The organism is Chlorogloeopsis fritschii PCC 6912 (assembly GCF_000317285.1).
Lineage (GTDB): Bacteria > Cyanobacteriota > Cyanobacteriia > Cyanobacteriales > Nostocaceae > Chlorogloeopsis > Chlorogloeopsis fritschii.
Window position 1 is genome coordinate 1 of sequence record NZ_AJLN01000070.1, and the last position, 25,015, is coordinate 25,015.

At 41.7% G+C, this 25,015-nt stretch carries 18 protein-coding genes and 2 tRNA genes; 14 read left to right on the forward strand and 6 right to left on the reverse strand.

The window, feature by feature from the left end; all coding sequences use genetic code 11:
- Positions 1-1,224, reverse strand: a 1,224-nt coding sequence (locus UYC_RS0112905) for a FecR domain-containing protein (protein ID WP_026087790.1), incomplete at its 3' end; no start/stop codon positions are given.
- Positions 1,225-1,597: 373 nt separating this feature from the next.
- On the opposite strand from UYC_RS0112905, the gene UYC_RS0112910 reads away from it, so the two are divergent.
- Positions 1,598-2,974: a porin family protein gene (locus UYC_RS0112910; RefSeq protein ID WP_016876249.1), complete on the forward strand. Its 1,377-nt coding sequence runs from the start codon at positions 1,598-1,600 to the stop codon at positions 2,972-2,974.
- 76 nt (positions 2,975-3,050) lie between these two features.
- On the opposite strand, the gene UYC_RS0112915 is transcribed toward UYC_RS0112910, so the two are convergent.
- On the reverse strand, positions 3,051-3,863 hold the full coding sequence (locus UYC_RS0112915) for a sulfurtransferase (protein WP_016876250.1): 813 nt from the start codon (positions 3,861-3,863) through the stop codon (positions 3,051-3,053).
- Between the two features lie 122 nt (positions 3,864-3,985).
- Here UYC_RS0112915 and UYC_RS0112920 point away from each other — a divergent pair, with 122 nt between their 5' ends.
- The 3 genes from UYC_RS0112920 to glmU all read left to right on the forward strand — a co-directional run bounded on the left by UYC_RS0112920 (position 3,986) and on the right by glmU (position 8,183).
- Positions 3,986-4,933 (forward strand): tRNA (5-methylaminomethyl-2-thiouridine)(34)-methyltransferase MnmD, encoded by a 948-nt coding sequence (locus tag UYC_RS0112920; protein ID WP_016876251.1) that lies wholly within the window; start codon positions 3,986-3,988, stop codon positions 4,931-4,933.
- A gap of 542 nt (positions 4,934-5,475) precedes the next feature.
- Complete coding sequence (locus UYC_RS0112930) at positions 5,476-6,717, forward strand: response regulator (protein ID WP_016876253.1); 1,242 nt, start codon at positions 5,476-5,478, stop codon at positions 6,715-6,717.
- Between the two features lie 110 nt (positions 6,718-6,827).
- On the forward strand, positions 6,828-8,183 hold the full coding sequence (gene glmU, locus UYC_RS0112935) for a bifunctional UDP-N-acetylglucosamine diphosphorylase/glucosamine-1-phosphate N-acetyltransferase GlmU (protein ID WP_016876254.1): 1,356 nt from the start codon (positions 6,828-6,830) through the stop codon (positions 8,181-8,183).
- A gap of 153 nt (positions 8,184-8,336) precedes the next feature.
- On the opposite strand, the gene UYC_RS0112940 is transcribed toward glmU, so the two are convergent.
- The 3 genes from UYC_RS0112940 to UYC_RS0112945 form a co-directional block, all read right to left on the reverse strand.
- Positions 8,337-9,317 carry an isoaspartyl peptidase/L-asparaginase gene (locus tag UYC_RS0112940; RefSeq protein ID WP_016876255.1) on the reverse strand — a complete coding sequence of 327 codons (981 nt, stop codon included), beginning with the start codon at positions 9,315-9,317 and terminating at the stop codon, positions 8,337-8,339.
- A 38-nt stretch (positions 9,318-9,355) separates the two neighbouring features.
- The gene (locus tag UYC_RS36510) at positions 9,356-9,529 is read right to left on the reverse strand and encodes a DUF2256 domain-containing protein (protein ID WP_071588461.1); all 174 of its coding nucleotides are present in this window, start codon (positions 9,527-9,529) and stop codon (positions 9,356-9,358) included.
- A 413-nt stretch (positions 9,530-9,942) separates the two neighbouring features.
- Positions 9,943-12,798 (reverse strand): sensor histidine kinase, encoded by a 2,856-nt coding sequence (locus UYC_RS0112945; protein WP_016876256.1) that lies wholly within the window; start codon positions 12,796-12,798, stop codon positions 9,943-9,945.
- A 511-nt stretch (positions 12,799-13,309) separates the two neighbouring features.
- Between UYC_RS0112945 and UYC_RS0112950 the strand changes: the two genes are divergently transcribed.
- Positions 13,310-14,452, forward strand: a complete 1,143-nt coding sequence (locus UYC_RS0112950) for a quinone-dependent dihydroorotate dehydrogenase (protein WP_016876257.1) — start codon at positions 13,310-13,312, stop codon at positions 14,450-14,452.
- Between the two features lie 48 nt (positions 14,453-14,500).
- On the opposite strand, the gene UYC_RS0112955 is transcribed toward UYC_RS0112950, so the two are convergent.
- Entirely contained in the window at positions 14,501-15,247 is a 747-nt protein-coding gene (locus tag UYC_RS0112955; protein ID WP_016876258.1) for a hypothetical protein, read from the reverse strand.
- Positions 15,248-15,570: 323 nt separating this feature from the next.
- Here UYC_RS0112955 and UYC_RS37780 point away from each other — a divergent pair.
- The 9 genes from UYC_RS37780 (at position 15,571) to UYC_RS0112990 (ending at position 25,014) form a co-directional block, all read left to right on the forward strand.
- A tRNA-OTHER gene (locus UYC_RS37780) sits at positions 15,571-15,699 on the forward strand.
- 294 nt (positions 15,700-15,993) lie between these two features.
- Positions 15,994-16,117 (forward strand) — tRNA-OTHER (locus UYC_RS37785).
- A gap of 37 nt (positions 16,118-16,154) precedes the next feature.
- Positions 16,155-17,756, forward strand: a complete 1,602-nt coding sequence (locus UYC_RS0112960) for a TROVE domain-containing protein (protein WP_016876259.1) — start codon at positions 16,155-16,157, stop codon at positions 17,754-17,756.
- A gap of 624 nt (positions 17,757-18,380) precedes the next feature.
- Positions 18,381-19,793, forward strand: coding sequence for a sugar porter family MFS transporter (locus UYC_RS0112965; protein WP_016876260.1), 1,413 nt, complete (start codon positions 18,381-18,383; stop codon positions 19,791-19,793).
- 137 nt (positions 19,794-19,930) lie between these two features.
- On the forward strand, positions 19,931-20,155 hold the full coding sequence (locus tag UYC_RS0112970) for a hypothetical protein (protein ID WP_016876261.1): 225 nt from the start codon (positions 19,931-19,933) through the stop codon (positions 20,153-20,155).
- A 146-nt stretch (positions 20,156-20,301) separates the two neighbouring features.
- Positions 20,302-21,651 (forward strand): glutathione-disulfide reductase, encoded by a 1,350-nt coding sequence (gene gorA / locus UYC_RS0112975; protein WP_016876262.1) that lies wholly within the window; start codon positions 20,302-20,304, stop codon positions 21,649-21,651.
- A 33-nt stretch (positions 21,652-21,684) separates the two neighbouring features.
- On the forward strand, positions 21,685-23,064 hold the full coding sequence (gor, locus tag UYC_RS0112980) for a glutathione-disulfide reductase (RefSeq protein WP_016876263.1): 1,380 nt from the start codon (positions 21,685-21,687) through the stop codon (positions 23,062-23,064).
- Positions 23,065-23,131: 67 nt separating this feature from the next.
- Entirely contained in the window at positions 23,132-23,773 is a 642-nt protein-coding gene (locus tag UYC_RS0112985; protein ID WP_016876264.1) for a YqiA/YcfP family alpha/beta fold hydrolase, read from the forward strand.
- 101 nt (positions 23,774-23,874) lie between these two features.
- On the forward strand, positions 23,875-25,014 hold the full coding sequence (locus tag UYC_RS0112990; protein ID WP_016876265.1) for a histidinol-phosphate transaminase: 1,140 nt from the start codon (positions 23,875-23,877) through the stop codon (positions 25,012-25,014).
- Position 25,015 lies beyond the last annotated feature (1 nt).

The window sequence follows — 25,015 nt, forward strand, 5'->3', positions numbered from 1 at the left end:
AGGAGAATTATCTGTGTTTGAAGTTGGTGAAGAATTTTCTTGTTTGGGAGAGCTAGGTGAATTAGAAGTACTGGTAGTGTTGTTTTGATTATTCGAGTTAGAGGAGTTGGAAGTATCTGTAGTAGTGTTTTGATTATTGGATTTGGAATCACCCGTTGTGTTGTTTTGATTATTTGAGCTAGAGGGGTTAGAAGTATTGGTTGTGGTGTTTTGATTAGTGGATTTGGAATCACCCGTTGTGTTGTTTTGATTATTTGAGTTAGAGGAGTTAGAAGTATCTGTAGTAGTGTTTTTGTTGCTAGAGTTATTGTTGGAATTATTAGTGGTACTTGTTGTTTGTTTATTGTTGTTAGTAGTATTACCACTATCTTTTTGCTCAGTGGTATTTGATGAATCTTTTTTTGTTTCTTGAGAAGTATTTGCAGAAGAATTTTCGTTGACTTTTGGATTGTTAGATGAACTTGAGGGACTAGTACTTAGTTTTGTAAAAGATGGGTTTTCCACTACTCCCTTACCAGTAATTGGAATCTGGGAAGATACAGCAGCAGCAGTTTCAGCTTGAACTTTGGCGATCGCTGGATCTTGAGCAGGTGTCACACGCTGATGCAAATCTAGTCCCCGAACTAAATAGCTAGTATCATAAAAATTTCTTAAATCAAATTCAAATAAACCTTGTAGTCTGCCTTTAACTATTACTGCCAATTGTCCTGCTTTCAACTCCTGTCTTTGAGTGGCATCTTTGTTGAAAACTTCTATACCGCTATTCGTCAATGCTGCCACTAATGTGGTATCTTTTTTTTCGTCATAGCGCACAAATAATGCAGAACCTCGAATTGCTGCTGCTGCATTTGGTGTGTTAACACGTGTTACCCCTTTTTTGGGTGGAATAAGCAACAGCACAGTGCCATTTGATAATCTGAAATTGCGTGTCTTAGGTAAAAACCGAAATATTGCTTGTTCCCCTACTCTTGCTAAAGAGCCATCGTTGAAGCGCAATTCTGCAAGGGAAGCTCGCCCAGTATGCAAGCCATCCCCAGGACTCATGGCATCTAATTTACGTGCTGGGCGCTGGAATTGATTGTTGGGCATCAGCTGCACCCAGTTACGGAGGTTTAAAATTACAGCTTTAGTCAGTGGAGTAGAACCACTTGCCCGTTCTGACAAAGGTACAACTAAAATCCCCCAGAAACTAATTACCACGAGTGGGAATAACTTGCGAAACATTTTTGCAGCCTCAGATAAACTCACTGACACCAAATTCTTAAAAAATAGGTTTTGATGTAAAAGCTTTGAATCTACTAATTGCTATGTCTAGGTTATTGAAATAATTTTTTCATGTTTAATTACAACTTCAAATGGCTCAAACACGCTCAGTTAGACATTTAGCTTATTACTTCAGTATATTAAATTAATGCTAAGTATATGAAAAATGTTCAACCATGAAGATAACAAAGTTTTGTTTTTATAACTTTTTGATTTTTATAAATTAACATAAATTGAATCTATGAATTACCTACATTGCTTGAAAAATCAATAATTAATAATTTGGAACTTCTGAAAAAGCTCATCAGTCTAAGCTGACTAAAACAAATTTAATATGCAATCTCAAGGCTGGAAAAACTTGTGGTCTCTAATATTATTAATCTTCAGTAGTAGCACTTGGTGTCTTACCAATATTAATCGGACATGGGCTGTAAATTCAAATAATGGGAGCATTCAAGACAAATTTGGAATAATAAAACCTTCTGCGGTTGTTGAGGTAACTCAGCAGCAAGAGCCAGAGGCTGTTCGTGTTAAATTCAAGCGATCGCGTTCGTTGAAGTTTACAAGCACAAACAGTAGCACCAACAGCGAAGCTGTCTCGAAAAGTAATGTACAAAATTTACATTCTCAGACTCCAACCGATCAGATACAGCCAAAACCACTAACCTCACAATCGTCTCCCTTGCCAAAAGCAAACGCAGGTAATAACCAACAGACGGACGAACCACCACAGTTAGAAACACAGCCAACAGAGATTCCTCTGCCTTCCCCTACCCAAATCGACGAAAAGTTAAAAACACCTGAAACTTTAGATAAGGAAGAAAGGCTCCGAAGACTGCTGCAACGGTTGCAAGAAAACAAGCAACCATCCTCGGAATCAATCTTCGACGAAGAACTAGGTAAGCTCAGACTCAGGGAAGTGCCACTTCCCCTAGAACAACTACAGCCCTTACCTATAGAAAAACAGGCAGTTCCATTCAAGCCGATAGGGTATCTACAGGCTTATGTTAGTTACTTTCAGACAAGTAACATTTTTTCTTCATCTGTAGATCCGATAGAAGATGCTTTAATTTTTTCTGGGCTAACGCTAGCTTCTATGCCTGTGCCCTTGGGAAGTAATACTTACTTGAATGGATCTATTGACGGTGGTATTTATCGCTACTTAAATCAAGGAAAATACAACTACAATCAGGTAAGATTTAATCTCAGCATTTATCAGCAACTGACAAGGCGAATGTATGCTGAATTAGGTTGGAGTAACCAGCAATTATTTTATGCCAGGAATGGAGATTTTTTTAAAGCAGGCGATCGCTTTTTAAACGAGAACTCGCTGCGTTTATCTTTGGGACGGCGAGATCCTTTAACATCAAGGTTGATGATAGATAGCTTTTACGAGTTTCGTGTCAGTTTTACCGATCCACAAGAACAACGTAACCGACTTAGTAATTTTTTGTGGGTATCTTTAAACTACTACTTGCAAAGATCTGTTCAAGTAGGGCTTAATTACCAATTTGGCTTGTCAAACTTCACTCAGCGCGACAGAGAAGATCAATATCATCGTTTATACAGTCACTTCAATTACAGAATATCCAGTTACGCTAATCTTAATATGCAAGCTGGAGCAACATTAGGTGGTTCTACTGACCCCTTTATTGATTTTGATGGTTGGTTTTTTAGTGTAAATTACAATTTGCAATTAGGACGGTTTTGAAATTAGTCCAGATTCCATAGTCAAAAGTCCAGATCCCAGAGATTTTTACTAATGACAAATGACAAATGATAAATGACTAATAACTAATCCAATCACTCCAGCTACCAGCATAAAGTTTACCTGTATGAATATTAGCCAGTTCTAAAGATAGTAAGTTCACACAAGCAGTCACGCCAGAACCACAATAAACTATAACTTCTTCAGCGTTTTCTAGTTGTGACCAGCGGCGGCGTTGTTCTGAAGGTGTAAGTAGGTATCCTGTAGAGTCTGTTACTTCTTGCCAAGGATAGTTTACTGCACCAGAAATGTGACCGGCAATTTTATCAATTGGTTCTCGAATACCGTGGTAGCGATCGCTTTCCCGCGAATCTACTAAAACTACATTCTGTAAATCTTTCCGATTAATTACCACGTCTCGATCTACCATCATCTGGGCTTGAATCTGGGGGACAAAATTTCCTTTCTTAGACTCAGGGATAATATCTGTGACAGGATATCCGGCTTTTTGCCATTCGCTAAAGCCACCATCTAATACTGCCACTTGTTCATGTCCAAGATAGCGCAATAACCACCACAGACGGGCTGCAAACGCCAACCGAGAATCATCGTAAGCTACAACCAAAGTTTTTTGGAAATTCACCCCCATGTTGGCTAATTTGTCAGCTAATTCCTTGGGGTTAGGTAAAGGGTGTCTCCCTCCATGTTTTTTAATCGGACTAGAAAGATCCTGATTTAAGTCTAAGTAGTAAGCTGTTGTTATGTGGCTAATTTGGTACTGCTGTTTTCCCTGTTGCGGATCGGCAAGAGAAAAACGACAATCCACTATAACGACTTCTGGATCTTCAAGGTGTTCCAACAGCCACTGATGAGAAACGGCAATCATAGTCATTAGTTATTGGTTAGTGGTTAGTAGTTAGTAGTTAATAGGTGGCTTGTCTCCTTGTCTCCGTATCTTCTTGTCTCCTTATCTCCTAATCCCTAGCCCCTAGTCCCTAGTCCCTAGTCCCTAAAATGTCAAACTTAAAAGATTTTACACCTGAAATTACCGCTGATGGCTCCTTCACCTTCTTTTCTAAAGAGTTTGGTGAGTCTTTTCATAGCCATTATGGAGCGCGTCAGGAAAGTTTTTTTAAGTTTGTCGAGCCTACTCAATTAACTTTAAAAGCAAATAAATCAATGCTGCGGCTATTAGATGTTTGCTATGGTCTGGGATACAATACAGCAGCAGCTTTGCAATCTATTTGGGCTGTCAATCCTAATTGTTATGTAGAAATAATTGGTTTAGAACAGAATCCAGTTGTGCCACAAGCTGCGATCGCTCATCACTTGTTCGATAACTGGAATTACGAGCATACCAAAATTCTGACTCAGCTGGCTTTCGAGCAGCAAGTTCAAACCAATTACCTGCGAGCTAGGCTACTGATTGGCGATGCCAGAATTACGATTAGGGAAGTTTATAACTCAGGTTTTCGGGCGGATGCGATTTTTCTCGATCCATTTTCACCACCTCAGTGCCCTCAGTTATGGACTGTTGAATTTATCAAACAACTTGCTCTGTGTTTGGATGAAGACGGCTTATTAGCTACTTATTCCTGTGCTGCTGCTGTACGTACAGCACTTCTAGCCGCTGGCTTGCAAATAGGTTCCACCCCACCAGTAGGAAGGCGATCGCCTGGTACTGTTGCAGCTCACTTAAGAGGGCAAGGGGAGAAGGAGACACGGGGACAAGAAGACACGGAGAATCGTGAATCACATTCTTGCTTCTCTGCTCCTCTCTCTCAGGCAGAGCAAGAACATTTACTAACTCGTGCTGCTATTCCTTACCGCGATCCTCAATTGAAAGACTCTGCCGATGTCATACTCAAACGGCGACAACAAGAACAACAAACCTCCTCTTTTGAACCTACGTCTCGTTGGCGAAAACGGTGGCTCTCAGAAACTAAAATCTTCCCTGTCTGAAAGCTTCTGTCTAAGTGCTGTTCTTTCAAATTTGACAATGCTCCATTCTCAGAACTATCACGATTGATGTAATTTTTTTAACTTGTTTTAGAGTTTCTTATTTCGATAGTATAAATACTAGATCTGTGATATAAATTACTTGTAGACTAAGTAGTTCATCATTGCTATCTGGTGATTGCTCTTGTTTGGCACTACTTGTGACCTTGATAGCTAAGTACATTAGGCTACCTCGTTCAACCTCAAACTCCTGCTTTTTAATAAATGGAACGATGACAAATTTTTCTACCGTTACTACACTTATAAATTTCCGTGAAAAATCTCAATCACCCTTGACTAAAATTGCTTGCGCTGGAATTATATGTAGAAAAATTTGATATTAAATTATGTTCTAAATAAATAAAAAATACTTGCTGTTATTTTAACGCTCAAGTCAGCAATGAGGAGAAAAAAGACGCTAGAACTCCCAATTAAAATTACAGTCAAGTACTAAAATTGTTTTTTTAAGCTAACTAGTAAATGATTAAGAAAATTGGAGTGCCTTTGTGACTCAATGGACATCCAAAAGTACAGGCTCTGTCGAAAAAATTGTGAATGTGACAAATCCTTTAAACGCAGATAATAGTAGTAATTTAAACTATACTGTAACCCCACCTAATGCAGAAAATTATTCTTTGTACTTATCTCAAAAAGACTTAAACCTTGAACATACAAGTGCTTTACCTTCTTGGAACAAATCTCAAGTTAATTTTGGTTATGATTCACCCTTAACTAAACACCTACCAGGCAAAGGATCTGTATTAAATCGCTCAGATTCAGATGCGCCAAAAGTGTTGGTGGTTGACGATCATCCCGCCAGTCGCATGACTGCTGCTGCACTGTTGGCAATGGAAGGCTACGAAGTTATTGAGGCAGATAGTGGTTTTAGTGCTGTTGAATTGGTAACCCAAAATCAACCGGATTTAATTTTGTTAGATGTAATGATGCCGGAAATGGATGGGTTTGAAGTTTGCCAGTTGCTCAAGCAAGATGAGCACACGCGACTAATACCGATCATTTTTGTGACAGCATTAAATGATCGGCGATCGCGTATTCGAGGCATTGAAGTTGGTGCGGATGATTTCTTGAGTAAACCCTTTGATCGGGTAGAATTAACAGCGCGAGTTAAGTCATTAGTGCGTCAGAAGCGTCTGAATGAGGACTTAGATCATGCCGAACAAGTTTTGTTTTCCATTGCCAGAGCAATAGAAAGTCGCGATCCAAATACAGGCGATCATTGCGAACGGTTAGTAGACTTGGGAAGAGCTTTTGGTAAATACCTCAATCTTTCACGCAATCAAATTCGAGATTTGATGTGGGGTGGTTATCTCCACGATATTGGCAAGGTGGGTATCCCGGATGCGGTTCTTTTGAAAACAGGAGGTTTTACTCCCGAAGAATGGGAAGTTATGAGGCGTCATGTTTTGATCGGTGAAAAAATCTGCCAGCCACTACGCAGTATGCGGGGTGTAATTCCGATTATCCGCCATCACCACGAGCGCTGGGATGGTTCGGGCTATCCCGATGGACTTAAAGGTGATGAAATTCCCTATCTGGCACAAGTATTTCAAATGATTGATATTTATGATGCCTTAATTAGCGAACGGCCCTACAAACGAGCTTTAACTCCAAAAGAAGCACTCACCGTTATGCAAGAAGAAACAGCCGTGGGTTGGCGCAATCCAGAACTAATGCAGAAATTTGCGGAATTTATTTGCAATAGTAAATCATCAAATAACATATTATAGTTGCAAATCATTGACATTTCGGCGTTCAATGAATAGCTGGTATGATTTGAGATTTGAATCTCAAATGACCAAGTTTATTCATCAAAATTTCAGTTAGCAGATAGCTAATTATGGTAGTTGTAGCAATTCTAGCGGCAGGACGCGGGACACGGATGAAATCCAACCTTCCCAAGGTTTTGCATTCTTTGGGTGGGCGATCGCTAGTAGAAAGAGTGATCGAAAGTGTCCAACCGCTTTCGCCTTCGCGTCAAATATTAATAGTGGGATATCAAGCCCAAGAAGTTAAAACAGCCACGCTGTCAATTCCAGATTTGGAGTTTGTTGAACAGAGTGTACAATTGGGGACGGGTCATGCTATCCAACAATTACTTCCTTACTTGGAAGGATACACGGGTGATGTGTTGGTGCTAAACGGAGATGTACCACTTTTACGCACCGAAACCCTGAAACATCTGTTGCAAATCCACAAAGAACATCAAAATGCCGCTACTATCTTAACTGCGTATCTACCCGAACCTACAGGCTATGGACGCGTTTTTTGTAACGGCGAAAATATTGTCCAACAAATTGTTGAAGAAAAAGATTGTACTCCTGCTCAAAGACAAAATCGCCGGATTAATGCTGGAGTTTATTGTTTTCGCTGGCAGGATTTAGCTAAAGTTTTACCGCACTTGCAGGCAAATAATGCCCAGAAAGAATACTATCTTACCGATGCCGTTACCCAAGTTGCACCTGTAATGGCAGTGGATGTTGCAGATTACCAAGAAATTCTTGGCATCAACGATCGCCTGCAACTTGCTTCTGCTTACGAAATTTTGCAAAGACGCATCAAAGAAAAATGGATGATGGCAGGCGTCACTATCATTGACCCCGCTAGCATTACAATTGATGACACTGTAGAATTAGAGCCAGATGTAATTATTGAACCTCAATCTCACCTGCGAGGAAATACGGTTATTCAGACGGGTAGTAGAATTGGCCCAGGAAGTTTAATTGAAAATAGCCAAATAGGTAAAAATGTTACTATCTTGTATTCTGTAGTAACGGATAGCATTATTCAGGAAGGAAGCCGAATTGGCCCTTATGCTCATTTACGCGGTCATGCAGAAGTCGGTGCAGGCTGTAGAATTGGAAACTTTGTAGAATTGAAAAATACCAAATTGGGCGATCGCACCAACGTTGCCCATCTCTCCTATTTGGGTGACACCACTACAGGTAATCAAGTAAACATCGGTGCAGGTACAATTACAGCCAACTACGATGGTGTAAATAAACACCCTACTAAAATTGGCGATCGCACTAAAACTGGTTCAAATAGCGTTTTAGTTGCACCAATTACTTTGGGCAATGATGTCTACGTAGCAGCTGGCTCCACAATCACAGAAGATGTTCCTGATAATTGTTTGGTAATTGCCCGTGAACGCCAAGTTGTTAAACCAGATTGGCATCCAAAGAATAGGGAATAGGGACTGGGGGCTAGGGACTAGGAAGACGACAAGGGAACAGGTGACAGGTGACAGGGAACAGGGAACATCTTTTTCTCTAGCCTCTAGCCCCTAGCCTCTAGCCCCTAGCCTCTAGCCCCTAGCCTCTAGCCCCTAGCCTCTAGCCCCTAGCCTCTAGCCCCTAATCCCTAGCTCCACATTTTCGATGCAACCTACTTCTGTTCCTTCCGGAATTTCTAAAGTGTCGCCAAATTTTTCACCGTCGTGAAAGGCAGCCAGCAAAACTTGGCTAGTTTTCCCCCAAGCGATCGCTCCACTAGCATCGAGGGCGATCGCTCCAAAATCACGCTGATGCTGAGATGCCTCTGCAAAGGAACGCTGCATTGCTTCTTGAAGCGACATTCCATCCGTAACACGTACCACAATCCGTGGCGCTAAACACTCATCGATAATATCTTCACCGATACCAGTACAGCTAACTGCTGCATATCGTGTAGCATAATTACCAGCTGGCATTGCCGAATCGCTCACACGTCCAATTCGCTCAAACCCCTTACCACCAGTGGAAGTACCGACAGCTAATTTACCATGAGTATCTAAAGCTACTACACCTATCGTGCCGCGTCGAGCATTGCTGCTTTCCACTAATTCTGGTTCTGCTACTACACCAGCCATTGCCCGCTGAAAATTTTCCTGGCGTTCTTGAATCCACTCTTGCAACCGTAAATCAGTTAAAGCGTTGTAGCTGGGAATTTGTAGTTCTCGTGCCAATTCTGCTGCACCGTAATCAGACAATACGCGATCGGGAGAGCTTTGTAGGGCTTGTGCTAGGTCGATTGGATTTTTTACTCTAGAAATATTAATTACGCCGCTAAAGCTTTGGGTTGTACCATCCATTAGAGAAGCACTCATGCGGATTTGACCATCAGATTGCAATACTGAACCAGTACCCGCATTAAAGCAGGGGTTATCTTCCAACATTTGACACCCCAGTACAACCGCTTCTTTTGCACTTGCACCCGAACATAGAAGAGAATAAACCTCTTCCACAACTTTATAGAGAGACTTGCGCACAGCCTCTACTCCACCTTTTCCATGCAGAGAACTACCAGCCCCCCCGTGAATAATTAATTTAGGTTGCACCTGCAATTTCATCTCCCCTTAATATTTGAGCAATATTAGCCTAAGTATATTTACGATTCAGTGGTTTCGTTTGTACTTGTAGAAGAACGGCGACGACGGCAGCGTTCCGAACAATACTTGACTTCGTCCCAGCAATCTGCCCATTTCTTGCGCCAAGTGAACGGACGTTGACAGACAGGACAAATTTTTGTGGGCAGATCGGATTTAGAACGAACACGTCCCATGTTTATGCTACGCGGATGTAAAATTGATTCCACCAGAGATGAGAACCAATTATAACTAGTTTGTTACAAAGACAGAATATTTTTTGTAGATACAACAAAAAATCGGTCATTGATAAATAATTCAAAATAATGTCATGAAAATTTGAAATTCTATAAATTCATCATGGTAAACATCTGAGGTTTTTTCTGTATAGAACTTATCTTTTACAAATTTATACTTGTAATTAGATAGGTTCAGGTATTTAATCCCATGCTGTAAGCTATTCTCCACTTCTAGGCAGTACGAGAAAAGTTGTCTGCAGAGTTTGATTAGTCCTTGCTACAACCAGGAGAATTCCAGTTACGTAGTAGCTCCCTTCCCCAACAATGTCTAATCGTTTTACAGCGTCTTTGCATGATCGCCTGTAGCATAGTCAAAGTGGATTAATATTACTAGCTAAGGGTAATAGCAAGCGACTAACAGCTCGACCATCTGGTAATTGATAGATGTGTAGTTCTCCTCCCAGTTGGTGCATAAGTTTTTGACAGATCTGCAAGTGTAAAGCCAATGATTGCTCGAAGCCAGAAGAAGCCAGCAAATCTTTGGATGCATTTTGGGTTAGCTCTGTCAATAATTGCGGTTGAATAAAGCCATTATCTGTAATGGACACTTCTAATAAGCGCTGATCTGAACGGCGACACCAAATATCAATTCTTCCTCCATCAGTAGAACGTTGACAGGCAGCAATTAATAATTCATGGAGAACCAATTCAATCTTGACAACATCACCTGCGATCGCTAAAGAGGATTGAGGCAACAGAGAATGGTTTTGTTCTGATTCTTGAGCTTGCTGTTGTTGTCCTAAACCATGCACCCCAACCCACAGCTTTTGTTGTTTGACTAAATTGTCTACTCGTTCGAGCGATCGCTTCAGCAATCTTGCGATGGGTATAGTTTCCCAGCTCATTTGCAACTGCCACACTTCAAGTTTTAACAGTGCTTTCATAGAAGCGTTGGTTTTATCTAGCTGCAATAGCAGCTGTTGGTAGCGCATCTGAGTCATTTCATGATCGGGAATGCCCAAATCCTGCATTTGAGTTAGTAGCTGGGTTACAGTTCTTTGCAAATCTTCTAAACGGCGATGTTTGTACCAATTCAGCAGGCTAAGTTCCTCCGTTTTAGACTGAAGCATTTGAGAGATTTGCAGCCATCGTCGCGACCAAGCCATTTGGTAAACTAAAGTTTCTGTAACACGCAGGCAATCTTCTGACCATTGACGTTCTAGATGATCGGCGATCGCTACCACACCTGTAGGATGATGATCGGGGGTAGTACGTAGCGCCATCACCAAAATTTGACCGATGCCAGCACCGTTAAACCATTTCCTCGTTGTCGGGGGTAAATCATCAACTGTGAGAGCCAAAATTCCATCTGTAGTGATCGCCCATTGAATCAAAGCTTCTGTTTGTAATGGCAAAGGTGTATCGGTCAAAATCTCAAAATGAGAATTGGCTATAACCCCAGGTATAATTTTTGCAACATTTTCTCCTGATTGCCAAGCTATCAGTACTGCCAGAGAACAATTGAGAATAGATGCGATTTGTTCTAGGGCAGTCTGTTCTAATTGCTGTAGGGGTTGAGTTTTGGCACCCTGGGAATCCTCCAGAATACGGAGGCAGCGTTGAAAGCTGTGTAAAATTTTTTGCTGTTGTTCCGTGCGTTGGTGAAGCTGCCTTTGGCGGAGAATGACACCAAGTTGTTGAGCAACAATCTGTACTAATTCTTTTTCTAAAGTTGTCCAACTGCGATGGGTTTCGTTTGCGATCGCCAACAGTGCGTGTGGTGGATAGTTGGGAGCGCAATTACTAATCACGAGCGATCGCACGCCGTTTTTGATTAAAGCAGGATGCCAGTTAAAAAACCGCAAATCTTCTTCTAAATTTTCAATTGCTACCCCTTCAGTTGCACGTAATAACAACTGCCAATCCACATCTTTAAGAGCATCAAGGTTAGAGAGCGGCAGACGATGACTGTGCAAATGGCTTTGGTAAAAAATTTGATAATTATTCTGTTCAGGATCGTATTGCAGTAGTAAAAACCGCGTTGCCGCGAGTTGTTGTAGAATTTGCGTTGCACAGTTATCTAAAATTTCTTGAACTTGATAATCACTATAGATGCCTTGAGCGATATGACCTGTTATGTGGGCATGAGCTTGAATTTTTTGAATAGTACTTTCCGTTTCCTCTGAAGGAGCAAGCAAGGAAATTAAACCCGCAGCACCTTTAATGAAATTTTTATCTGCCTCCGCCCAAATTCGCGGTTCAGTGGCTTCCACCGCAAGAAAGCCCAGCAGATCCTTTTGACAGATAATCGGAGCAGCCAAAAGACTACGTACTTGCAGTCGTTGCAGTAACTTCAGCGTGAAATTGCTTTGCAGAGAACTGCGCCCTTCTCCAATCCAGACAATTTCATTTAGTGATAAAGCAAAATAAAAGTCACTTAAATCATTGACAGTAATTTTAGTTACTGCTTCCTGTGCCTTGGGCAGAAAACCGCGATTGACATTTTTGTTATTGATTCGTCGCCAAAAGTAGCGTTCTTCCCTATTAAACCAGTAAATTCTTGTTCGGGCAGGCAAAACAAATTGATGAGTGGCTTCTACCAATGCCTCTAGCCTTTGCTCCAGGTTATTGAGGGTTCGCAAATTTTCTAGCAATGGTAATAATAGCTCGTCGAAGCGCTTGGTTTGCTTGTGCTGCAAATTCATTTCCATTTCATAAAGCACCGCTGCCAATTCGCCTAATACCATCATCAATTTGGCTCTAGTTACCCCACTGAGTAAGTAGCCCCAACGCTGCGAACCGAGCAGCACTAAACCTAAGCAGCGATTTTTGTAAGAAATTGGCGCGATAATCGTCCCTTGGATATTAAAGTTTTGTGCTAATTGTTGCCATCCCTCAGCCCGAATTTCGGCTCGCAAATCCGGCACGCCTAAAGGATGCTGCTCAATCACTACTTGTTCTAATAAATCCCCAGGATTGAGAACTACCCGTTGTTTTAAGTAACTGATGTCACTACTAGGAGTAATGCCACCTTTGCCAAACAACACGTGATTGAGGCGATCGTAAAGAGCAATCCAAATCAAGTTGTATTCAAACTGCTCTTGCAGATAAGAAAGTGTGGTTGCGATTAGAGCATCAAAATTATCCTCTTCCCTAAGACTTTGAAAAACGCGCCCCAGAGAAAGTATTTGTTCGTCGGCGGCTGTGAAATTATGTGGCTGCCTCATTTGGTAATTTAAGTAATTTGTTTATTCACATCTTGCACCTCGCCCCTTAAATGCCTGCTAGACGCCCAAAGGGCGGCTTCCCGTAGGGTACTGAAGTTCCAGGCTGACAGTTCAAGTCAGTTAAAACTGACTGAAAATCTTACTTAGTCAGTTTTAACTGACTTCAGCTGTGCAGCCCAGAAATTTATTTCTTGGCGGACAAGAGCACAGATGCAAGATATGAGTTTATACATAAGATGCCCAGAATCATGCTCTAACTAAATATCCTGGCTAGTTTTGACTGACAAATTTTTATAAACCTGACTAACAACCTGTGCGATATATTATTATTTGCCTCTGTGCCTCTTTTTAAGTCAACGACCCCGCCGCTGAATGATTCGCTGTCGCTTAATTGTTTATTTGGCGGCTATTCCCCAGATGCTGCCCCACTGGTTCAAGCATCCACCCGCTTGCCGCATCTAAGGTGGGGCGGGTTGGTTATGTATTAATTCCCTATTAGGGACAGAAAGAAATGGATATTTATCAAGTTGCAATTCGTCCCATTTTGTTCAACCTCCTCAATGCAGATCCAGAGTGGCTGCATTCCTCTACGATTAGGAGTTTACAGTGGCTGGCAAATAATAGCACTCGCCCACCTGCTAGCTTGGTAAACAAACGCTTGCAGCAATCTTTGTGTCTTAGCGATCGCCGTCTGGAACAAACACTGTTTGGACTAAATTTTCCCAATCCTGTCGGCTTGGCTGCTGGGTTTGATAAAGATGGCGTTGCCACTAAAATTTGGTCGAGTTTTGGTTTTGGCTTTGCAGAAGTGGGAACTGTAACCTTTCATGCCCAGCCAGGTAATCCCCGCCCCCGCTTGTTTCGCTTGCCCTTAGATCGAGCTGCTCTTAATCGCATGGGCTTTAATAATAGCGGTGCAGCAGCAATGGCAGCACGTTTAACAGAGTCCAAACAGTACCAAACCTCTTCAATACCCATAGGTATAAACTTGGGCAAATCTAAGGTAACCCCCTTAGAAGAAGCGAAGCATGATTATCTCAATAGCTTTCGCTTACTTAAGGAATTGGGAGACTACTTTGTTGTGAACGTTTCTTCTCCCAATACACCAGGGTTGCGATCGCTCCAAGATGCACCCATGCTCAGTTCTATCTTGGAGGCATTGCAACAAGAGAATAATACACAAAAGCCAATTTTTGTCAAGATTGCACCTGACTTGGAATGGGAAGCGATCGCCGACATTATTTCCCTAGTAGAAACCTACAATTTAACAGGGATAATCGCCACCAATACCACCATTCGCCGTGATGGGTTGAAAACACAGGTGATTGCTCAAACAGGCAAATCTCCCCAACAAGAAGCGGGTGGAATTAGTGGTGCGCCATTACGCGATCGCTCCACAGAGATTATTCGGTTTATATGGCAGCAAACTCAAGGTAAAATGCCGATCATCGGCGTTGGTGGTATTTTTACCCCAGAAGACGCTTGGGAGAAAATAACTGCTGGTGCTTGCCTCATTCAAGTCTACACAGGCTGGATTTACTCAGGCCCAATGATGGTACGCCGTATTCTCGAAGGCTTGCTTGCAAAGTTAGAAAAAACTGGATTAAATTCCATCTCCGAAGCCGTAGGACTAGAAGTAAAAAGTAAAAATTAGAAACAGAATTAACAAGGCTGTTTCCTTTACCTTTTGTATGCTTACCTTTTAACTTTTAGTTTCTTCCATAGGAAAAAACTCCTTCGTTTCTGGTGAATATACCCAAGCAATACCATCTGGATCTTTGCTACGACTCCATTCAGAAAAGTCTGGATCGTCTCGCCGTTTATACACAGTGCTGGAATAAACATTGAGCCGTTTTGCCAATTCAGATTGGATCAAAGAACCAAAAGTCAGCTGTTTTTCGAGTGGTTTTTTGATTTCCTCAAGATTTGCTTGGGGTATGGTTTCTGTTTCCAGTTCTTCCTCGTTAAATTTGGGTGGTGGTGGCGCTAACCAATTGTCGATCGGTTGGATATCATGTTGGGAAGCAGGAAGCTCTTTCACTGGTTCGCTACTGTCAAGGATACTACCTAGAGTGCTGACAGTGATAAAGTGATAAACCTTGTTTCCGTCTTCAGAAGTAACAATACTGGCACCAAATTCTGACGCTTTTGCATCTAGGAACCGTTTTGCCACATCTCCAGCAAAATTGCCTTTCATTGCCAAATCCATAGGCGTGATTCTGCCTTGGTTTTCCCGCATCAACTGATTAAATAGCGGGTTAACTTGCAGACACCACTTTTGCCATTGATAGTACTGCCAAATATTGAAACCCAAGATCAGTAGAATCGCCGCTAACCAAATTCGCCAGGTAGCAACTAGGAAAATAATCAAAAACGATAGTGGCAAAAGCAGAATTAGGTAACCTTTGCCATAATCTTCGCCGTAGTCTTCTATTGATTTTTCACTCATGCCGATTTTTGCCAAGTGACTCTTAAGGAAATCATATTATCTTGGCAAAAGTTTAGGCAAATATTTGTAGCTTTGGTTCATTTGCCAAAAAAATTTTCGGCAAAAGCTATGTAGGTTAATGGTTATACTAGGCAGCCACCTCTGGCTTTCCTTAACAATTGGGTGCAAAATTGAAAAATTTTTATCTAAAAATAAATAGTAGACAAAAATTGGCATTCAGACTTGGGCAAAAAGGCAAAATCAGGAAAATTATCTTCCCAAGTATCTTGACATCTGATAATACACATACTACATTAATGATACAAGCTGATTTTCTAACTTATGTGGCAGATAGCTCAATAGTAGAGCGCCAATATTATCCGTGAGGGTCGAAGAATCGAGGGTTATCGCTTGCAAATCGAACAACCTTGCTTCGCCGGAGATGCGGGTGCAACTCCCGCTCTGCTACACCAAAAAATCCATACTTAATATCTTGCTTGATTATTTATACGAATATCAGTAGAAATCCCTTGGTCAATAGTTAAATTTTAGAATCCAAAATTTTTGATGTGGGGGTAGCCAAGTCTGGTAAGGCAGAGGATGGGCAAATTGCCCATAATCCTTGTTCACACACTTGTCTGTAAAGGCCGACGAATTGAGGGTTATCGTACTTCCTTTATTCGCAGGTACCCTTCGGGAAGCCGCCCTCCGGGCGTCTACGATTCCTGCCCCCCACGCCAAAAAATCCAAAAATCAAATTTTATATGTGGCGGGTAGCTCAGTGGTAGAGCACTGAAAATATCCTTGTTCAACCCTTGCCTGCAAAGGCCGAAGAATTAGGGTTATCGCTTTAGGAGCCAGGTGTCGCAGGTTCAAATCCTGCCCCGCCACCTTCCATTTTTGCCCGCAAGGGCTGGGAGATAAAACAATGAATTACAAATTCTTTACTAATAAAAAGACTGGAACACCACAGTCTCAACCTATCCCCGGACGAGAAGCAGAAATGATCCAGGGACGTTCTGGAGGCTGGATGTTTGATGCTGGTATTTGGAAGATGCTGCGGCGCTGTTTGCTAATTGGTACAACCCAAAGCACTTACTATGCTGGCAAACAAGAATTAACAGAAGATTTTGTAACAGTTGTTCGGCAGGCTATAGCTGAAAATCCCAGCCGTGTGGCAGAAGAAATCCTCTACGCTAGCGATGGACGCGCCATCAATAACAGTGCGCCAATCCTTGCATTGGTGTTGCTGTCGATGGGTGAAGCACCAGAAGCGAAAAAAGCCTTTGCTGAAATCTTTCCTTCAGTAGTCCGTACTGGCAGCCACTTTTACGAATGGTTGAACTACACCAAGTCTTTGCGGGGATTTGGTAAAGTTGTGCGCGAAGCTGGTAGAACTTGGCTCTCACGGGAAGATGTCAAAGGTTTGGCTTACCAGTTGCTGAAGTATCAACAACGCCATAATTTTTGCCATCGCGATGCCTTGCGGTTGTTCCATGTCAAACCACCCACACCAGATCATCAAATGCTGTTTGAGTGGGTAGTTAAAGGTTGGGAAGAATTGCCAGCAGAAATTCCCTCAGAAGCATTGGCGCAGATTTGGTGGTACGAGTGGCTGAAGCGCAACCCAGAAAAAACTCATCAAGCCATTACCAAAGGTCATTTAACTCACGAAATGGCTGCACCTGTAGGCAGAATGGATAAATCTGCATGGCAGTTGCTATTCAATGAAATGCCAATTGGTGCATTGTTGCGTAACCTTGGTTCACTGACGGAATTGGGTGTACTGCGAGCTGATGAACACTATAATTTAGGACGTGTCGCTGCTGTTCTTAATAATAAAGAACATTTGCGTAAAGGGCGCATCCATCCGATTGATGTTTTGAAAGCACTCAAAACTTATCAATCTGGGGGAAGATTAGGACGCAGTAAGAAGACTTGGAATCCAGTTGACCGAATTGTGGATATCTTGGAAAAGGCTGTGGAACTGTCCTTCGAGGTGGTGGAACCGACAGGTAAAGTGTTTATGCACGCTGTGGATGTTTCTGGTTCTATGGCTTCCTTGGTTGCAGATATGGGATTAAGCTGCTGTGAAATCGCTACCACAATGGCATTAGTAACAGCAAAGGCAGAGACAAACTACATGATTCGTGGTTTTGCAACCAACTTCCGCAACTTGGATATCACTGCCAAGGATAGTTTTAGTTCTGCTGTAGCTAAAGCTAGCAACCAAAACTTTGGTGGTACAGATGCATCTGTAGCTTATGACTGGATGATTCAAAACAAGTTCAAAGCTGATGTAGTCTGCTTTTGGACTGATAGTGAGTCATGGGCTGGCTACAAGCATCCAAGTCAAGCACTTTCTCAGTACCGTAAAAAGGTAAATCCAGACATCAAAGCAGTTTACGTTACTCTTGCACCTTACCGAATCACGCTCGTAGATCCAAAAGATCCACTGTCTTGGGATTTGGGAGGGTTCGATCCGGGTACACCTCGGATTATTCAGATGCTGGCTGCGGGTGAATTATAAATAAAGACGCAAATAAGGATGAGAAAGAGGCTGTGACGTGGATATTGATTTTATGTCACAGCCTTTTAGTGTGAATTCTCGGCAGTTTAATTTAATCCACAACTTGCCTTTTAGAAATAAAAATTTAAGGTTCTTAGTTAATGCATACACTATCTTGAGGATAATCAGGTTAAATAGTTTCACATAATTATTAGTTAATTTTTATTAAAACTCTTACTAGGCAAAAATTACCTTTAGCACTATAACTTATATCCTAAGATTTTATATATATACCTATTTAGTTATAAACAGCTAATTAAATAATTAAGTATTTTGAAAATACAAATTTTGTAGACTAGCTGTTCAAAAAGTGATATCAAACCTTTGATAGGGATCAAGGCTTAATCATGTTTGAGCTTATTTTTAGCTCAAATATTACTCTTGTTTGGGAAGCGATTCAGAGTCAAAACTAACTCCAATAGTAGACAATTCAGAATATTTTAACAAAATTAATAATTAAAATATTTTGAGTTATTACTGCAATAGATTTTAATATTTTTCCTCGACAAAGGATAAGAACACTAACATTGTTCAGGTATGTCTGCTAATTAAATGATGTCAATAACTAGGTTAATCAAATAGAACATGACTTTGAGAGAACCAGCTATAAGTAATAAGCAGAATACTTCCTTTGTGATTCTAATTGCAAGTGCTGCGGCATTAGGTGGTTTTTTATTTGGTTTTGATACTGCTGTCATTAATGGAGCGGTTGCAGCCTTAAGTAAAGCGTTTAATGCCAATAGTGTAATGACTGGTTTTGCTGTATCTTGCGCTTTACTAGGATCTGCTTTGGGAGCCTTTGTCGCAGGATCGATCGCAGATAGGCAAGGTCGCCTAAAAACAATGATTATCGCCTCAATTTTCTTTACCCTGAGTGCGATTGGTTCTGGTATTGCATTTACTATTTGGGACTTTATTCTTTGGCGGGCTTTAGGTGGAGTTGCCGTTGGTATGGCGAGTGTAATTGCACCTGCATATATTGCAGAGGTTGCACCTGCTCACTTACGAGGGCGGCTTGGTTCACTACAACAGTTGGCGATTGTAGTAGGTATTTTTATAGCCCTACTTTGTAACTACTTTATTGCCTTAGGTGCAGGCGGATCGGCTGAAGCACCATTTTGGTTTGCAATTTCAGCCTGGCGTTGGATGTTTTGGACAGAAATTCCCCCAGCAATTCTCTACGGAATCTTTGCTTTGAAAATTCCTGAATCACCTCGCTACTTGGTGGCACAAGGACGACGCAAAGAAGCAGCTATTGTTCTAGAAAAAGTTTTGGGGGGTGACATCCAAGCAAAACTAGAAGATATTCACCGCACAGTGTTGACGGAACGTAAACCCCAATTCTCAGACCTTTTGAGTCGAAGAGGTGGACTGTTGCCGATAGTCTGGATCGGCATGGGGTTATCTATTCTGCAACAGTTCGTTGGTATCAACGTGATTTTCTACTACAGCAGCGTTTTGTGGCGGGCAGTGGGATTCTCAGAAAGGAATTCTCTGCTAATTACGGTAATTACCGGAGTTGTCAATATTGTGACTACATTGATTGCGATCGCTACCGTAGACAAATTTGGTCGCAAGCCACTGCTTTTAATCGGTTCTATCGGCATGACTGTTACTCTGGGAGCTTTGGCCGTTGTCTTTGGCAATGCTCCAATTGATCCTGCCACAGGAAATCCCACGCTACCAGGTACATCAGGAATCATTGCATTGCTGGCAGCAAATCTATATGTAGTTTTCTTTGGATTTTCCTGGGGGCCGATTGTTTGGGTACTTTTGGGAGAAATTTTTAATAATAGAATTAGAGCTGCTGCCCTCTCTTTGGCTGCGGCGGCACAGTGGATTGCCAACTTTATTGTTTCTACAACATTTCCACCCCTACTCCAGTACTTTGGTTTAGGCTCTGCCTATGGTTTGTACACGACTGCGGCAGCAATTTCTATCTTTTTTGTAGCTTTTTTCATCAGGGAGACAAAGGGCAAGGAATTGGAAGAAATGTAAGTATTGCAGTGATAGAAATCGCAGTTAATTAAGTGAAAGTAGAGTAGAGTGCGATCGCCTCCAAAAGAAGCGATCGCCCTGTCATTTTAAGGTAAAGGATATTCTAAAAATAGAACCACAACCAAAACCCAGACTTTATGAGTGTACACGACCAAGCAATAGCCAAGATGCGCCTTCTTCCAGATTCACTAGTTCAAGAAGTCAATGACTTTATCGACTTCCTACTTTGGAAACATAGCGGTAAAGATTCTTCATTATGGTTTGAGTCTAAAGAATATATAGAAATGGCTGAATCAGACTTTTCTGACTACCTATCTAATTTGGAAGACTATGAGAACCACTTGGCAGGTGGGGAGATTTAAAAATTCGTGTTTGAAAAACCTGCACCAACATCTATACCCTGAGTATGATTCGCATCTAACAGCAAAATCAATATGCAAGATAGATGCTCCCATCCCTGGGAACAGTGAAGATGAAGACACAATACTCTTCATACTTCTTAACAGCCATGACATTTGATTATGACTTATTTGTAATTGGTGCTGGCCCAGCTGGACTAGCAGCAGCAAAAAAAGCAGCCTCTTTTGGTGTGCGTGTTGCCATTGCCGAACAAGAAGCCCTCGGTGGTACTTGTGTAAATCGCGGTTGTGTTCCAAAAAAGTTTATAGTACACGCCGCAGACTTCGCTTTTCAAAATCAGATGGCACACAGCTACGGTTGGAGTGAATGTCAAAGAAACTTCGACTGGACGCATTTTATTCACTCAGTACACCAACAGATAGAAAGTATTAATTACTCATATTTTGAGCAGGTGCAAAAAGCTGGAATTGACTTAATTCGCGGCCATGCTACTTTCATTGATGCTCGTACCATAAATATTGATGGACGCAAATTTACAGCTGACAAAGTTTTAATTGCCGTCGGCGCACGTCCAATGCAACCGTCTATCCCTGGCATAGAATACAGTATTACTTCCCGCGAGATGTTTAACCTACCGTATTTACCAGAACGGTTGGCAATTGTTGGCGGTGGCTACATAGGTGTAGAATTTGCCAGTATGATGAACGCTTTTGGTTGCGAAGTGACAGTCGTTGACACAGATGACACGATTCTATCGGGTTTTGATGATGACATTCGCTCTAGCGTTCAACAAAGTCTCAAAAAACGGGGTATTAAGTTTTTCACCAGCAGTACGGCTGAAGAAATTAAACATGGTGGTGAGGAGGGTTTACTGTTAACGATCGCTGGCAATAGTCCAGTCACCATAGCCGCAGATACTATCTTAGTTGCCACAGGTCGTATCCCTAACACCAAAAATCTTGGCTTGGAAAATGCTGGAGTGGTAGTTGGTGACAAAGGTGAAATCCAAGTTGATGAAGATAACTGTACTGCTCAGGAAAATATTTTTGCTGTCGGTGACTGTACCGATCGTTTGCAATTAACACCTGTTGCCAAAGCAGAAGGCGTTAGTTTTGCCAATATAGTTTTTGGCAAAAAGTCGCAAAAACTTAATTACGATTATGTGCCTTCCGCCGTTTTTTCTCGTCCGGAAGCAGCAAGTGTGGGAATGACTGAGGCAAAAGCACGGGAAAAATTTGGTGAATCTGTAAAAATCTACTGTGATCGCTTTCAACCCTTATTTTTTAAGTTGGGCAACCAAGATGAGCAAGCAATGCTCAAATTAGTTGTAGAGGGTAAATCTGAGCAAATTTTAGGCGCTCACATGGTTGGTGAAAACGCCGCAGATATTATTCAATGTCTGGCTGTGGCAATTGCCAAAGGTATTACCAAGCAAGACCTAGATGATACAATTGGCATCCACCCAACTACAGCAGAGGAGTTCCTAACGTTAAATTAAATTAAGGGCTGGAATTACAAAAAGTAACAATTTATGACATACGATTACGACCTGTTTGTCATTGGTGCTGGTTCTGGAGGTTTAGCGGCTTCCAAACGTGCTGCCAGCTATGGAGCAAAAGTAGCGATCGCCGAGCAAGATTTAGTCGGCGGTACTTGTGTCATCCGTGGCTGTATTCCCAAAAAACTCATGGTTTACAGTTCCCACTTTCCTGCACTATTTCACGATGCCGCAGGCTATGGTTGGAAAGTAGGTGAAGCTGAGTTAGATTGGGAATATTTCATTACAGCCATAGATAAGGAAGTCAGGCGACTATCGCACTTGCATATTAGCTACTTGGAAAAAGCAGGGGTGGAACTGATTTCCAGCCATGCAACTCTGGTAGATGCGCACACTGTAGAAGTTGATGGGCGCAAAGTCACAGCAGACAAAATTTTAATTGCTGTTGGGGGACGTCCAATCAAACCAGATTTACCGGGGATGGAATATGGCATTACCTCTAACGAAATGTTTCACCTCAAAGAAAAACCAAAACACATCGCTGTGATTGGTGCTGGTTATATTGGCACTGAATTTGCCTGTATCATGCGTGGCTTGGGATGCGAAGTTACCCAAATTATCCGTAAAGAACTGATACTAAAGGGTTTTGATGAAGATATTCGCACCAACATCCAAGAAGGAATGACTAACCACGGGATTAAAATTATCCGAAATACAGTGGTGGAATCAGTTGAAAAAGTGCCAGAAGGACTGAAGCTAACTTTATCTGGAGACAACGCAGAACCAGTCATCGCTGATGTATTTTTGGTAGCAACTGGACGCATTCCCAATGTAGATGGATTAGGCTTGGAAAATGCAGGAGTGGAACTAGTACCCAGTGCCATTGAAGGGCCAGGATACAGTACGATGAATGCGATCGCTGTCAACGAATACAGCCAAACTTCTCAGGAAAATATTTTTGCTGTCGGCGATGTTACAGACCGAATCAATTTAACTCCGGTTGCAATTGGTGAAGGGCGAGCTTTTGCAGATAGTGAATTCGGTAATAACCGTCGTGTATTTAGTCACGAAGATGTAGCAACTGCCGTATTTTCCACACCTGAAGCTGCTACAGTCGGTTTGACAGAAGCCGAAGCACGCCAAAAATTGGGAGATGATGGAGTAACAGTATATCGCGCTCGCTTCCGGCCATTGTTTCACAGCTTGACTGGTGCCGAAGAAAGAACAATGATGAAGTTGGTAGTGGATGCCAACACTGACAAAGTGCTGGGCGCTCACATGGTGGGAGAAAATTCAGCGGAGATAATTCAAGGTGTAGCGATCGCTGTGAAGATGGGCGCAACTAAAAAAGATTTTGATGCGACTGTCGGCATCCACCCCACAGCAGCCGAAGAATTCGTGACGATGCGTTAAGTGTTATTTGTCATTAGTCATTTGTCAGTCACCAATGACTAATGACGATCTGAATGAGAAAAGCTGAATGTCTAGTGAATACATTTACCTTCACGGCTTTGCATCTAGTCCTAATTCTGCCAAAGCCCAGTACATAAGCGATCGCTTTAGAGAATGCAATATCAAGTTGCAAATTCCCGATTTGAATTGTGGAGATTTTTCTCACTTAACAATTACACGACAAATAAATCAAGTTGCCGCAGAATTTCCCCCAAATTCTGCACCAGTAACTCTCATTGGTTCAAGTTTGGGTGGCTTAACTGCTGCCCACTTAGGACAAAAATATTCACAAGTAGAAAAACTTGTTCTGCTAGCACCAGCTTTTGGATTTTTATCTCATTGGTTACCAACTTTAGGAGATGAAAAGATCCGACGTTGGCAGCAAGAAAAATATTTGATGGTTAACCACTATGGGGAAGGGAAATTGCTGCCCCTAAGTTATGATTTCATCACAGATGCTGTGCAATATCAAGAAGAAAATTTACAACGTCCCATTCCCACCCTGATTTTGCACGGAAAAAATGATGAAGTTATTCCAATTCAAGCCAGTTACGATTTTACGAAATTGCGTCCTTGGGTAAAATTAGTAGAACTTGACAGCGATCATGCTTTAGGTAATGTCATGGCAGAAATTTGGCAGGCAATTAGACAGTTTTGCCAGCTACCTTGAAGTTGTATAATATTTAGTCCTCAGTTATTAGTCATTAGTCCTTTGTGATTTATTTTAAGTGAGTGACCAATGACTATTGACAATTGACCATTGACTAATTTATGCTGCCATTCATCCGCTCAGATTTAGCTCTATTTACCGCTTATAAACCCCATCCTGGTAGCGATACAGCCCAACCAGTCTCATCAAACCAACTGGATCGTCTAGATACTAATGAAAGCCCCTACGATTTGCCATCTGAGTTAAAAGAAAAGCTGGCATGGACGTATCAACAGGTAATAGAAACAAACCGTTATCCTGATGGCGCTCATGAAGAACTAAAAAGTGCGATCGCCGAGTATGTCAATGAGTCAGCTGGCTTTTCCTCACCTGTTTTCACTACTACTAATATTTCCGTCGGTAATGGTTCAGATGAACTGATCCGTTCGTTATTAATCGCCACTTGTCTGGGAGAAGGTTCTGTTCTTGTTGCCAATCCCACTTTTTCTATGTATGCCATTTTGGCGAAAACCTTGGGAATTTCAGTCGTAGAGGTGAACAGAAATGAAACGACTTTTGAAATGAATCTAGAAGCGGCGCAAACAGCTATAGAGCAAACTCAAAATCCCCCAATCCGAGCAATTTTTGTAGTTCATCCCAATTCCCCTACCGCCAATGCTTTAACTGCAAGAGAAATAGCATGGTTAAAAAGTCTGCCAGAGCATATTTTAGTGGTAATTGACGAAGCTTACTTTGAATTTAGTCAAACTACTATAGTCAATGAATTGTTACCCCTCCCTAACTGGGTGGTACTGCGTACATTTTCTAAGGCTTTCCGGTTAGCCGCTATGCGCGTTGGCTATTGCGTTGCCCATCCTGAGTTAATTGCCATTTTAGAAAAAGTTCGCCTACCCTACAACCTTCCTAGTCTCTCAATGGCTGCAGCATTAGTTGCTTTGCAAAACCGTAAACTGTTGCTAGGCTCAGTACCGCAAACTCTAAATGAACGAGCCAAACTCATTGAAACTTTATCACAGCAACCAGAACTACAAGTTTGGGATAGTGCTACTAACTTTATTTATTTACGTTTGAAACAAAATGCCTCTCAACTACAAGACACCACTTTAAAAGCGCTCAATCAACAACTTAAAGCTAATGGTACTCTTGTACGAGAGATTTATGGCGGATTGAGAATTACTATCGGAACTCCTGAAGAAAACGCCCGTACTTTGAAAAACTTACAAGTTGCTCTGCAAGTCTGAA

What these genes read in the sequence shown, in the direction of transcription:
- gorA (WP_016876262.1), top strand. Translation starts at nt 20,302, where the DNA reads ATGACATTTGATTATGACTTATTTGTAATTGGTGCTGGCCCAGCTGGA.
- UYC_RS0112910 (WP_016876249.1), top strand. Translation starts at nt 1,598, where the DNA reads ATGCAATCTCAAGGCTGGAAAAACTTGTGGTCTCTAATATTATTAATC.
- UYC_RS0112985 (WP_016876264.1), top strand. Translation starts at nt 23,132, where the DNA reads ATGTCTAGTGAATACATTTACCTTCACGGCTTTGCATCTAGTCCTAAT.
- UYC_RS0112990 (WP_016876265.1), top strand. Translation starts at nt 23,875, where the DNA reads ATGCTGCCATTCATCCGCTCAGATTTAGCTCTATTTACCGCTTATAAA.
- UYC_RS0112955 (WP_016876258.1), bottom strand. Translation starts at nt 15,247, where the DNA reads ATGAGTGAAAAATCAATAGAAGACTACGGCGAAGATTATGGCAAAGGT.
- UYC_RS0112915 (WP_016876250.1), bottom strand. Translation starts at nt 3,863, where the DNA reads ATGACTATGATTGCCGTTTCTCATCAGTGGCTGTTGGAACACCTTGAA.
- UYC_RS0112950 (WP_016876257.1), top strand. Translation starts at nt 13,310, where the DNA reads ATGGATATTTATCAAGTTGCAATTCGTCCCATTTTGTTCAACCTCCTC.
- UYC_RS36510 (WP_071588461.1), bottom strand. Translation starts at nt 9,529, where the DNA reads ATGGGACGTGTTCGTTCTAAATCCGATCTGCCCACAAAAATTTGTCCT.
- gor (WP_016876263.1), top strand. Translation starts at nt 21,685, where the DNA reads ATGACATACGATTACGACCTGTTTGTCATTGGTGCTGGTTCTGGAGGT.
- UYC_RS0112945 (WP_016876256.1), bottom strand. Translation starts at nt 12,798, where the DNA reads ATGAGGCAGCCACATAATTTCACAGCCGCCGACGAACAAATACTTTCT.
- UYC_RS0112920 (WP_016876251.1), top strand. Translation starts at nt 3,986, where the DNA reads ATGTCAAACTTAAAAGATTTTACACCTGAAATTACCGCTGATGGCTCC.
- UYC_RS0112965 (WP_016876260.1), top strand. Translation starts at nt 18,381, where the DNA reads ATGACTTTGAGAGAACCAGCTATAAGTAATAAGCAGAATACTTCCTTT.
- UYC_RS0112960 (WP_016876259.1), top strand. Translation starts at nt 16,155, where the DNA reads ATGAATTACAAATTCTTTACTAATAAAAAGACTGGAACACCACAGTCT.
- UYC_RS0112940 (WP_016876255.1), bottom strand. Translation starts at nt 9,317, where the DNA reads ATGAAATTGCAGGTGCAACCTAAATTAATTATTCACGGGGGGGCTGGT.
- glmU (WP_016876254.1), top strand. Translation starts at nt 6,828, where the DNA reads ATGGTAGTTGTAGCAATTCTAGCGGCAGGACGCGGGACACGGATGAAA.
- UYC_RS0112970 (WP_016876261.1), top strand. Translation starts at nt 19,931, where the DNA reads ATGAGTGTACACGACCAAGCAATAGCCAAGATGCGCCTTCTTCCAGAT.